Here is an 11,784-nt window from a genome sequence, read left to right on the forward strand (position 1 = left end):
ATTAGGTCGGCATCGCTGATCCAGAGGATGAAGAAACGAACAAGATGGCAGAGCCAAGAAAAATGACAGGTCAGTGTCTTTGCGGCGCGGTACGCTTTTCCGCGGTGCTACCCAATGACACGATCCAAGCCTGCCATTGCGGTCAGTGCCAGCGTTGGACCGGTGGCGGCCCGCTATTGGCCGTGCGGGCCAAGGAAGTGGCGGTAGAGGGCGAAGACCATATCCGCGCCTATCACGCCAGTGCGCATGGTGAGCGGGCGTTTTGTGGTACCTGTGGCACGACGCTCTATTGGCGGATGCAGGGGCGGAGCATTACCTTCCTGCCCGTGGGCCTGATGGACGACCAATCGGGCCTGCGCGTCGGCGAAGAGATCTTTGTGGATCATCGCCCGGCGTGGCTTCCGGAATGGCCCGAGGCGAAGCAACACGATGCGGCCGAGATGCAGGCCCAGTTGCAGGCGTTTCTGAGTAAGGGATCCTGAGATGAGCGGAGCCCAGCCCCCCCAAGCGATGACCGGCGGATGCCTCTGCGGCGCGGTGCGGTACACGCTGCACCAGAAGCCCAAGCAGATCGACGTCTGCCATTGCGGCATGTGCCGGAAGTTCAGCGGCGGGATTGAGCTGGGCGTGGATGTCGATCCGGACAAGATTGATTGGCAAGGCGAAGAGAACATCGAGATCTACGCCTCGTCCGAATGGGCCGAACGGAGCTTTTGCCGGATCTGCGGATCGGGCCTTTTCTGGCGGACGCGGGCCAAGGATTGGGACGCAGAGCCGCTCTTTGGCCTCTGCGCCGGCGCCATCGACGATCTGGGCGACCTGGACCTAAAAACCGAGATTTACATAGACCAGAAACCGGCAGGCTATGCCTTTGCCGGACAGACGGACAAGAAAACACAGGCCGAAGCGGAAGCCGCTTTTGCCTTTCCCACGGAGGGAGGGGGGCGGTGAAGACGCTACTTCTTGCATCTTTGCTTGTGGCCGATTCGGCAACGGCGCAGGACGTCAATCAGGTTTTTCTAAGCGCCACTTATCTTGGTGCTCCGACCGATTGGTGTCCGACGGATGCCGGTGTGCCTGTGATTGTTGAAATGGATGGGCCTGACATCATTAGGGGCCCTCAAGAGCCATTGAAAATTGTGCGTGAACGAACCGGGGGCAAGGTCAAACGAGTCCTCACAGGAGAACACACGGGATCACTTTGGAACTACGTAGAAGCGGATCAGACCGTTATCGGTCGTTTCACAGCTGAATTCCAAGCCTGTTACAGCCTTTGGCACGATAAACGTGTGACAGGCGGTTGGCGCTTGGTTGGACCTGAAGGCGTGGCTTTGGACACGGGGGAATTTAAAGACATGCGTGTTTTTGATTTTCATCTACCGTTCTTTCGATCCGCACCGGGTCCATCACCAATCCACTTCGCTAATTTTGGCAACCGGTTTTTGCATGCTGTGAACCGACCGGAAATAACCATCACTCAGACCTTCGCGGCTGAGCCGGACAAGGAGTAAACTCGTGACCAAGTTCGATGCAAACTGGGCTGAGAAAGAAGAAGCCAAGCGCAAATGGCTGGCCGAAAACGGGATGTATTCCGAAGAGGAAGAGCATTCGTCCTGTGGTGTGGGCCTGGTGGTTGCGGTCAATGGCAAGCCGAGCCGTCAGGTGGTGGATGCGGGCATTGATGCGCTCAAGGCGATCTGGCACCGGGGCGCGGTGGATGCTGATGGCAAGACCGGTGATGGCGCGGGCATTCATGTGCAGATCCCTGTGCCGTTTTTCTATGACCAGATCCGCCGCACCGGTCATGAGCCGCATCAGGATCAATTGGTGGCCGTGGGCCAGGTATTCCTGCCACGCACGGATTTCGGCGCGCAGGAAACCTGCCGCACGATCGTCGAAACCGAAGTATTGCGGATGGGCTATTACATCTATGGCTGGCGGCATGTGCCGGTCGACGTGACCTGCCTCGGCGAAAAGGCCAACGCGACCCGGCCCGAGATCGAACAGATCCTGATTTCGAACTCCAAAGGCGTGGATGAAGAACAGTTCGAGCGTGAGCTGTACGTGATCCGCCGCCGGATCGAGAAAGCGGCGATGGCGGCGGGTGTGAACGGCCTCTATATCGCGTCGCTGAGTTGTCGGTCGATTATTTACAAGGGCATGATGCTGGCCGAACAGGTGGCGGTTTTCTACCCCGACCTGATGGACGAGCGGTTCAAATCCGCCTTTGCCATCTATCACCAGCGGTACTCGACCAATACGTTCCCGCAATGGTGGCTGGCGCAGCCTTTTCGCATGCTGGCGCATAATGGCGAGATCAACACGCTCAAGGGCAACCTCAACTGGCTCAAGAGCCACGAGATCCGGATGGCAAGCGGCGCGTTCGGTGACATGGCCGAGGACATCAAGCCCATCGTTGCAGGCGGATCGTCGGATTCCGCTGCATTAGACTCTGTTTTCGAGGTTTTGGTGCGCGCGGGGCGGTCCGCGCCGATGGCGAAAACCATGCTGGTGCCGGAGTCGTGGTCAAAGCAGGCCGAGGAGTTGCCGCAGGCTTGGCGTGATATGTATTCCTACTGCAACTCGGTGATGGAGCCCTGGGACGGCCCCGCGGCACTTGCCATGACCGATGGGCGCTGGGTCTGCGCCGGGCTGGACCGGAACGGGTTGCGTCCGATGCGTTACGTGGTGACCGGTGACGGCCTGGTGATTGCGGGGTCCGAGGCGGGGATGGTGCCAATTGACGAGGCGACGGTGAAGGCCAAGGGCGCGCTTGGCCCGGGCCAGATGCTGGCCGTGGACATGAAGAAGGGCAAGCTGTTCCGTGATACCGAGATCAAGGACAAGCTCGCCCGCGCGCTGCCCTTTGGCGAATGGGTCGGCAAGATCAACGAATTGGACGAGGATCTGGCCGGGGTGACCGAGGCGCCGATCCACACCGGTGCAGAACTGCGCCGCCGTCAGATCGCGGCGGGTTACACGATTGAAGAGCTGGAGCAGATTCTTGCGCCCATGGGCGAGGACGGCAAAGAGGCGATTGCCAGCATGGGCGACGATACGCCGTCGGCGGTTCTCTCCAAGGGGTATCGCCCGCTCAGCCATTATTTCCGGCAGAACTTCAGCCAGGTGACCAACCCGCCGATCGACTCCTTGCGTGAGGCGCGGGTGATGAGCCTCAAGACGCGGTTCGGGAACCTGAAAAACGTGCTGGATGAAAGCAGCTCGCAGACCGAAATTCTGGTGCTCGACAGCCCGTTCGTGGGCAACGCCCAATGGGATGCGTTGATGACACTTTTCAACGCTGATGTGGCCGAGATTGATTGTACCTTCGAGACCGGAAAAGGCGCTTTGCAGGCGGGTTTGGCTCGCATTCGGGCCGAAGCTGAGGATGCCGTACGCTCCGGTGCCGGTCACCTGGTGCTGACCGACCGGGCCGTAAGCGATACCCGGATCGGCATGCCGATGATCCTGGCGACCAGTGCGGTGCACAGCCATCTCACGCGCAAAGGGTTGCGGACCTTCTGTTCGCTCAACGTGCGGTCTGCGGAATGTATCGACCCGCATTACTTTGCCGTGCTGATCGGCGCGGGGGCGACCGTGGTCAACGCCTATCTGGCCGAGGATAGCCTGGCCGACCGGATCGAACGCGGCCTGCTCGACGGAAACCTGACCGAGGCGGTGGCACGCTATCGCAACGCGATTGACCAGGGCCTCTTGAAGATCATGTCGAAGATGGGGATTTCGGTGATTTCCTCCTATCGAGGTGGTCTGAATTTCGAGGCTGTCGGCCTCAGCCGGGCGATGTGTGCCGAATACTTCCCGGGTTTGACCAGCCGGATTTCGGGCATCGGGACTAGCGGTATCCAAACTAAGCTCGAAGAGGTGCATGAACAGGCCTTTGGCCGTGGACAGGATGTATTGCCCATCGGTGGGTTCTACAAGGCGCGGAAATCCGGCGAGACCCACGCCTGGGGCGCGCAGACCATGCATATGATGCAGATGGCGTGCAACAATTCGAGCTATGAGCTTTGGAAACGCTATTCCGCGGCGATGCAAGCGACGCCGCCTATCCACATTCGCGACCTGATGGCGATCAAGCCGATGGGCGAGGCAATTAATGTCGATGAGGTGGAAAGCGTGACCGCGATCCGCAAACGCTTTGTCACGCCGGGGATGTCACTGGGCGCGCTGAGCCCAGAGGCGCATAAGACCCTGAACGTAGCGATGAACCGGATCGGCGCACGCAGCGACAGTGGCGAGGGTGGTGAAGACCCGGCGCATTTCGTGCCGGAACCTAACGGCGACAACCCGTCCGCCAAGATCAAGCAGGTGGCCAGCGGGCGCTTTGGCGTGACAGCGGAATACCTGAACCAGTGTGAAGAGCTGGAGATCAAAGTGGCGCAGGGGGCCAAGCCCGGTGAGGGCGGGCAATTGCCCGGCATGAAGGTCACGGACCTGATCGCGCGTCTGCGGCATTCGACGAAGGGTGTGACGCTAATTTCACCGCCGCCGCATCACGATATCTACTCGATCGAAGATCTGGCGCAGTTGATCTACGATCTCAAGCAGATCAACCCGCGCGCCAAGGTCACCGTCAAGCTGGTGGCGCAATCGGGTGTCGGTACGATTGCCGCCGGGGTAGCCAAGGCCAAGGCGGATGTGATCCTGATTTCCGGCCATAACGGCGGCACCGGCGCCAGCCCCGCGACCAGCATCAAATATGCCGGGTTGCCGTGGGAAATGGGCCTGACCGAGGCGCATCAGGTGTTGAGCATGAACAACCTGCGGGATCGGATCACGCTCCGGACCGATGGGGGGCTCCGCACGGGCCGCGATATCGTCATGGCGGCGATGATGGGGGCCGAAGAGTACGGGATCGGCACTGCGGCGCTGATTGCCATGGGGTGCATCATGGTGCGTCAGTGCCAGTCGAATACCTGCCCCGTGGGTGTCTGTACCCAGGACGAAGCGTTGCGCGCCAAGTTCACCGGCAATGCGGATAAGGTGGTGAACCTCATCACCTTCTACGCCCAGGAAGTGCGCGAGGTGCTGGCCAGTATCGGCGCGCGGTCGCTCGATGATGTGATCGGGCGCGCCGATCTGCTGACGCAGGTTAGCCGCGGGTCGGCGCATCTGGATGATCTCGACCTCAATCCGATGCTCATCACCGTCGATGGCGCGGCAGATATCGTCTATGACCGGGACCGGGGCCGTAACGAGGTGCCCGAAACGCTCGACGCAGAGATCGTGCGCGATGCGCAGCGGTTCCTTGAAGAAGGCGAGAAGATGCAGCTTAGCTATGCGGTGCAGAACACCGACCGGACCGTGGGGACGCGGCTATCGTCGCATATCGTGCGGAATTTCGGGATGAATAACACGCTGCAACCCAACCACCTGACCGTGAAACTATCGGGCAGCGCCGGGCAGTCGCTGGGCGCGTTTGCCGCGCCCGGCCTGAAGCTGGAGGTGGCGGGGGATGCCAACGATTACGTTGGCAAGGGCCTGAGCGGTGGCACGATCGTCGTCCGTCCGTCCATGGCAAGCCCGCTGGATGCCGCCGAAAACACGATTATCGGCAACACGGTCCTCTACGGGGCGACCGATGGGTATCTCTTTGCGTCGGGCCGCGCCGGTGAACGCTTTGGTGTCCGCAATAGTGGCGCAAAGGTCGTCATCGAAGGCTGCGGCAGCAACGGATGTGAATACATGACCGGCGGTGTCGCGGTGATACTCGGGTCCATCGGGGCCAATTTCGGCGCCGGGATGACCGGTGGCATGGCCTATCTCTATGATCCCGAGGGCCGCGCGGAGAACCTTATCAACAAGGAGACTTTGGTGACTTGCGCGGTGACCGAGGGGCACTGGCTGTCGCAACTTGAAGAGTTGATCGAACGCCATGCCGCCGAAACAGGCAGCCTCAAGGCGCAGAAAATCCTGCAATACTGGGACGCGGAAAAGATGAACTTCCTGCAGGTTTGCCCGATCGAGATGTTGGACAAATTGCCCGCGCCTCTGGGTGTCGAAGAGCAGGCGGTGCCCGCGGAATAGAAAAATTCCCCGCCAATTTTCGGGAAAATGCCGATAGAAATCCAGAATCTGCCCTAGTTTGGGCAGGTTTTGGTCAGCTTTTTGCGGTAGGCAATTGCTTGAGACAGTGCGGGGTGTGTGATGCCAACGACCTACAACGATCAGTTTTTCGTCATGGACCCGGGCAATGCGCCCGCGGCCGGCACCGCCCTGACCGTCCAGAATTTTGATTTCATTGACCAAAACGATGACGGCATTATCGACACCAGCAACGGCGATACGTTCAACGGGCTGACCATCACCAGTGTTTGGGTCAATGATACGATCACGGTCAATGTTCCCGGACAGGGGAATGTGACCATTACCGGGGTGACCTTCTACGTCTCTGGCGGACCGGCAGTGTTCACGCCAACCGATGGCTCGGTTCTCCAGGATGCCACGTTCGTCAGCTCGACTTTCGTCAACAGCAGCACGCAGATCCCGGTTGGCAGTTTCGGGCCGCCCTGCTTTACCCGCGGTACGCTGATCGCGACGCCGGATGGCGACAAACTCATTGAAGATCTCAAACCGGGTGATCTTGTGCTGACCCTCGACCACGGGCCGCAGCCCTTGTTGCTGGTCAGTCGCAACACTTTCCCGGCAACCGGCCGCAATGCGCCGGTGCAGATCCGCAAGGGCGCTTTGGGCAATGACAAGGATTTGCTGGTGTCGCAGCAGCACCGGATGCTCATCAGCGATTGGCGCGCCGAGATGTATTTTGGCGTTGAACAGGTTTTGGTTGCGGCCAAACACCTGTGCAATGGCGACACGATCTTTGTCGCGCAGGGGGAGGAAGTCGAGTATTTCCACCTGCTTTTCGACCGCCATCAGATCGTCTGGGCCGCAGGTATCCCGTCGGAGAGTTACTTCCCCGGCCACGCCGCCAATCAGGCCGACAAGGATACCCGGGCCGAGATTGACCGCCTGTTCCCCGAGCTCGGTAAGAAAGCCTCCGAAGGGTGGGTCACGGCGCGCCCGGTTGCCAAGCAGTTCGAGGCGGCGTTGCTCAACTGACGCATTGTCCCAAATCCCGCTTTTGCCATCGTGATGCCCGCGCTATAGGTGGCCGGGATGGCGAAGCGAAAAACCAAACGTAAATCTTCGAAAACGCGGCAAGGTTTCCGGCCTTTGGCCTGGATGCGTCGCTGGATCTGGCGGTTTGCCGCGATCTGCGTGGCGGTGGTTGTTCTCGTCGTCGCTGTGCATGGCCGTGTCGACCCGCCCGATACTTTCTTCATGGGTCAGGAAGAGAGGCGACTGGGCCGGATCGACCACATTTGGGTGCCTCTGGATGACGTGGCGCCGGTGATGGCGCGATCCCTTGTCGCGGCAGAGGATGCCAACTTCTGCGGCCATTGGGGGTTTGATATGACCGCCATCCGCACGGCCATCGAAGAGGGGTACGGGCGCGGCGCATCGACGCTGAGTCAGCAAACGGTCAAGAATGTCTATCTCTGGCACGGGCGGAGCTGGCCCCGCAAGGCGCTGGAAGCGGTGATCACGCCGGTGGTCGAGCTTTTCTGGTCCAAGCGGCGGATCATCGAGGTTTACCTGAACATCGCGGAATTCGACGAAGGTGTTTTCGGGGTTGAGGCAGCATCGAACCACTATTTCGGTGTCACGCCGGACCGGTTGAGCGCGGTGCAGGCGGCCCGGCTGGCAATGGTCCTGCCAGACCCCAAAGGACGCTCCGCCAGCAAGCCGACCGCGGAGCAGCGCAAAAGGTCTGCCCGCATCCTGGATGGGGCGGCCACCATCCGCCGCGATGGGCGTTCCGCCTGTTTCGAGGATTGAAATATGCGGCCGTTCCGGGCATTGAGGACGGACCCCGCCACAAGGTTTGAGATTTAATGGCCAAGCTGTTTCACGTCCCGCTATCGCCTTTTTGCCGCAAGGTCCGCCTGTGCCTGGCCGAAAAGAAGATCGAATGCGAGTTGGTCGAGGAACGCTATTGGGAGCAGGATCCCGACTTCCTGCGCCGCAATCCGGCGGGCAAGGTGCCGGTGCTTCGGATCGACGGCAAGACCATGTCCGAAAGCACACCGATCTGTGAATATCTCGAAGAGAAATACCCCGAACCGGCCTTGCTGCCGCGCAGTGCCGATGCGCGCTATGAGGTGCGACGGCTGGTGGCGTGGTTCGATGACAAGTTCCACCACGAGGTCACGTCGAAACTGGTCTATGAGCGGATCAACAAGAAGGTCATGGGGCAAGGATACCCCGACAGCAGCAACATCAAGCAGGGCGCGAAGGCGATCAAGTATCACCTCGATTACATGGCCTGGCTGCTCGACCACCGTCGCTGGTTGGCGGGCGACACGATGACATTGGCCGATTTTGCCGCCGCCGCTCATTTCAGCGCGTTGGACTACATCAGCGACGTGGATTGGCACCGCAGCGAGGTGGTCAAGGATTGGTATGCCAAGATCAAGTCCCGCCCGGCGTTCCGGAACATTTTGGCCGATCAGGTGTCGGGATTTCCGCCACCGGCGCATTATGCCGATCTTGATTTCTAAGGTGGTGCGCTGCCCCTTGGAGTTCTTGGGGAACGGTAAGATATGGACGGCCTGAAAGAAAGACTGGTTGCGCAGGCCCTTGCGGAGGGTTTCGATAGCTGCCGGATCTGTCGGCCCTGGGATGTCCCGCAGGTGCCGGATCGCTTGGCTGAATTCCTCGAAAAAGGGCGGCATGGTCAAATGGCGTGGCTGGCGGAGCGAGCCCATTGGCGTGGCGCGCCGCAGGTTCTTTGGCCCGACGCGCGATCGGTGGTCGTGCTCGGGGAAAGCTACACGCCGGATAGCGATCCGATGGAAAACTTGTCCCGCGGCGATGTCGGCACGATTTCGGTCTATGCCCGCAATCGGGATTACCACGACACGGTCAAGAAACGGCTCAAACGCTTGGCCCGTTGGCTCATCGCGGAGGCGGGGGGCGAGGTGAAGGTGTTTGTCGATACGGCGCCGGTGCCGGAAAAGCCCTTGGGGCAGGGGGCGGGGCTCGGCTGGCAGGGGAAGCACACCAATCTGGTGAGCCGCGAGCTGGGCAGTTGGTTCTTCATCGGATCGGTCTTCACGACGCTCGAAATCGAGACTGATTCACCTGAAAATGACCATTGTGGTAATTGCCGTGCCTGTCTTGATATCTGTCCGACGGACGCTTTTCCAGCCCCGTATCAACTGGATGCAAGACGCTGCATCTCCTATCTGACGATTGAACATCACGGCCCGGTAGACGAAGACCTGCGCGCGATGATGGGCAATCGGATTTACGGCTGCGATGATTGCCTGGCGGTCTGTCCATGGAACAAGTTCGCGGTCGCCGCGCGCGAGGTGAAGTACCATGCGCGTGACGATCTGCGGGCGCCGAAGCTGTCGGATCTGGCCGCATTGGACGATGCCGGTTTTCGCAGTTTCTTCTCCGGCAGTCCGATCAAACGGATCGGGCGGGACCGGTTTGTGCGCAATGTGCTCTATGCGATCGGCAATTCCGGGGACCCGCGCCTTTTGTCCCGTGCGCAGGCGTTATGCGACGATCCGGATCCCACGGTCGCGGATGCGGCCCGATGGTCGGTCATGCGACTGAAAACTGCCGCAAAGGGGATGGATTAGCGCGAGAAACCCGCTAAACCGCTGGTCAAAGTCGCGTATGGGAGAGGCAGATGGCGTTGCTATTGGGTGTGGATACGGGTGGTACATATACCGATGCCGTGTTGATCCGCGACGAGCAGGAGGTGATCGCCAGCGCCAAGTCATTGACCACGCGCCACGATCTTGCCCTGGGGATCGGTGCCGCCATCGCTGCGGTGCTTGAGGCAAGCGGCGCGGACGTGTCCGAGATCGGCATGGCATCTCTTTCGACGACGCTGGCAACCAACGCCTTGGTCGAAGGCCAGGGCGGGCGCGTTGGCCTCGTCTATGTTGGTTTTCAGGAGCGTGACCTGGAGGCGCATGGTTTGCGCGAGGCGTTAAGCGGCGATCCGGCATTGGTCATTGGCGGCGGGCATAACCATGCGGGCGGGCAGGCCAACCCCTTGGAAAAAGACTTTCTTTCGGCATGGTTAGAGACTGATCAGGGCATCTCGGCCTATGCGGTTGCCTCACAGTTCGCGACCCGCAACCCGGCGCATGAGCTTGAGGTTTCGGAAATGATCCGCGCGGTGACCGGGCGGCCGGTGTCATGCTCGCACCACTTGTCGGCCAAGCTGAACGGGCCGAAACGGGCGCTGACGGCGCTGCTGAATGCGCGCCTGATCGGGATGATCGCGCGGCTAATCGAAAAGGCCGAGGGGAAGCTCATCGAGCTGGGCATCGGCGCGCCTTTGATGGTGGTGCGGGGCGACGGTGCGCTGATCTCTGCGGCGCAGGCGCGGGAAAGACCCATCGAGACGATCCTGAGCGGTCCGGCCGCAAGCATCGTTGGCGCGCGCTGGATGACCGGCGCGGATCATGCGCTGGTGTCGGATATCGGTGGAACGACGACGGATGTGGCGGTCCTGCGCGGGGGGCGCCCGATGATTGACCCCGCGGGGGCGCAGGTCGGGCCTTGGCGGACAATGGTCGAGGCGGTCGCAATGCGGACAACCGGCCTTGGCGGCGACAGCGAAGTGCACGTGAATGACGAGGGGCTTGTGGGCGGCGTCACGCTTGGCCCACGTCGCGTCGTGCCGGTCAACCTGATTGCCGTAGATGCGCCTGACGTTGTGCACAATGCGCTGGATCAGCAATTGCGCAGTCAGACACCCGGTGAATATGACGCGCGGTTTGTCCGTGCCGTCCCCGGGGTCGAGGATGGCGGCTTGCCGGATCGCGATGCGGCGCTTCTGGAGCGGGTTGGGATCGGTGTGCAACCGCTGGGCGCGGTGTTGAAAACCCGGATGGAGGCGCAGGCGCTGCGGCGTCTGGTCTCGCGCGGGCTGGTGCAGGTTGCAGGTGTCACGCCGTCGGATGCCAGTCACGTGCTGGGGCGACTTGATGCGTGGGATATGGAAGCCGCCCAAAAGGCGCTCGAACTGATCGGGCGGAAGCGAACCGGGTCCGGCAATATGCTGATGCCGGACGTGAACGGGATGGCGCAGATGATTATCGATCAACTGACGCATCAGACCTCTTTAGCCTTGTTAGAGACTGCTTTTGCCGAGGAAGAGCAAGACTTCGGCCTGCCACCGGGGCAATTGGCGCGCCATGTGCTGATGCAGCGGGGGCTGGATCATCACCGGGGTCTGGTCCGGCTCGAGTCGGGGGTGAATGTCCCCGTTATCGGGCTTGGCGCATCGGCCAGCAGTTATTATCCCGCCGTGGGCGATCGCCTGGGGTGTCAGATGATCCTGCCGGAACATTCTGGTGTGGCCAACGCCATCGGCGCGGTCGTGGGGCGGGTGACGATCCGACAATTGGGGACGGTCACCTCGCCATCCGAAGGACGTTTCCGCGTGCATCTGGACACCGGGCCCGAAGATTTCACCGATGCCGAGGCCGCGATGTCGGCGCTGCAGGAAGCTCTGGAGTACCGGGCGCGAAGTGAGGCTGAACAGGCAGGCGCCGAAGACATCCACCTGTCGGTGACCCGCGACGTGCGGTCTGCCAAGGCGGAGGCACGCGAGGTGTTCCTCGAGGCTGAGATCACCGTGGAAGCATCCGGCCGCCCGCGGATCGCGGCATGACAGGGATGAGCTTGGGGCGCGGTCACGAGATTGGGTTACTTTCGGCGACAGGTTTGGAC

The 11,784-nt window shown here is 61.0% G+C and carries 9 protein-coding genes; all 9 read left to right on the top strand.

Features of this window, described 5'->3' with window-relative positions; all coding sequences use genetic code 11:
• The first annotated feature begins 62 nt into the window (after nt 1–62).
• The 9 genes from RBB29_RS10465 (at nt 63) to RBB29_RS10505 (ending at nt 11,725) form a co-directional block, all read left to right on the top strand.
• Nucleotides 63–482, top strand: a complete 420-nt coding sequence (locus RBB29_RS10465) for a GFA family protein (protein ID WP_306114309.1) — start codon at nt 63–65, stop codon at nt 480–482.
• Nucleotide 483: 1 nt separating this feature from the next.
• Entirely contained in the window at nt 484–951 is a 468-nt protein-coding gene (locus tag RBB29_RS10470) for a GFA family protein (protein ID WP_306114308.1), read from the top strand.
• Nucleotides 948–1,511: a hypothetical protein gene (locus RBB29_RS10475; protein ID WP_306114307.1), complete on the top strand. Its 564-nt coding sequence runs from the start codon at nt 948–950 to the stop codon at nt 1,509–1,511. The genes RBB29_RS10470 and RBB29_RS10475 overlap by 4 nt, the downstream gene beginning before the upstream one ends.
• 4 nt (nt 1,512–1,515) lie before the next feature.
• A complete protein-coding gene (gene gltB, locus RBB29_RS10480) occupies nt 1,516–6,048 on the top strand; it encodes a glutamate synthase large subunit (protein WP_306114306.1) in 4,533 nt (1,510 codons plus the stop codon).
• A gap of 120 nt (nt 6,049–6,168) precedes the next feature.
• Nucleotides 6,169–7,080 (top strand): Hint domain-containing protein, encoded by a 912-nt coding sequence (locus tag RBB29_RS10485; RefSeq protein WP_306114305.1) that lies wholly within the window; start codon nt 6,169–6,171, stop codon nt 7,078–7,080.
• A gap of 57 nt (nt 7,081–7,137) precedes the next feature.
• The gene (gene mtgA / locus RBB29_RS10490; protein ID WP_306114304.1) at nt 7,138–7,860 is read left to right on the top strand and encodes a monofunctional biosynthetic peptidoglycan transglycosylase; all 723 of its coding nucleotides are present in this window, start codon (nt 7,138–7,140) and stop codon (nt 7,858–7,860) included.
• A gap of 56 nt (nt 7,861–7,916) precedes the next feature.
• A complete protein-coding gene (locus RBB29_RS10495; RefSeq protein WP_306114303.1) occupies nt 7,917–8,582 on the top strand; it encodes a glutathione S-transferase family protein in 666 nt (221 codons plus the stop codon).
• Nucleotides 8,583–8,624: 42 nt separating this feature from the next.
• Complete coding sequence (queG, locus tag RBB29_RS10500; RefSeq protein WP_306114302.1) at nt 8,625–9,674, top strand: tRNA epoxyqueuosine(34) reductase QueG; 1,050 nt, start codon at nt 8,625–8,627, stop codon at nt 9,672–9,674.
• Nucleotides 9,675–9,724: 50 nt separating this feature from the next.
• Nucleotides 9,725–11,725 (top strand): hydantoinase/oxoprolinase family protein, encoded by a 2,001-nt coding sequence (locus RBB29_RS10505; RefSeq protein ID WP_306114301.1) that lies wholly within the window; start codon nt 9,725–9,727, stop codon nt 11,723–11,725.
• Nucleotides 11,726–11,784: the final 59 nt, after the last annotated feature.

The sequence above is a fragment of the Roseovarius sp. MMSF_3359 genome (assembly GCF_030733385.1).
Classification (GTDB): domain Bacteria; phylum Pseudomonadota; class Alphaproteobacteria; order Rhodobacterales; family Rhodobacteraceae; genus Roseovarius.

What these genes read in the sequence shown, in the direction of transcription:
- RBB29_RS10465 (WP_306114309.1), top strand. Translation starts at nt 63, where the DNA reads ATGACAGGTCAGTGTCTTTGCGGCGCGGTACGCTTTTCCGCGGTGCTA.
- RBB29_RS10470 (WP_306114308.1), top strand. Translation starts at nt 484, where the DNA reads ATGAGCGGAGCCCAGCCCCCCCAAGCGATGACCGGCGGATGCCTCTGC.
- RBB29_RS10485 (WP_306114305.1), top strand. Translation starts at nt 6,169, where the DNA reads ATGCCAACGACCTACAACGATCAGTTTTTCGTCATGGACCCGGGCAAT.
- mtgA (WP_306114304.1), top strand. Translation starts at nt 7,138, where the DNA reads ATGGCGAAGCGAAAAACCAAACGTAAATCTTCGAAAACGCGGCAAGGT.
- RBB29_RS10495 (WP_306114303.1), top strand. Translation starts at nt 7,917, where the DNA reads ATGGCCAAGCTGTTTCACGTCCCGCTATCGCCTTTTTGCCGCAAGGTC.
- queG (WP_306114302.1), top strand. Translation starts at nt 8,625, where the DNA reads ATGGACGGCCTGAAAGAAAGACTGGTTGCGCAGGCCCTTGCGGAGGGT.
- RBB29_RS10505 (WP_306114301.1), top strand. Translation starts at nt 9,725, where the DNA reads ATGGCGTTGCTATTGGGTGTGGATACGGGTGGTACATATACCGATGCC.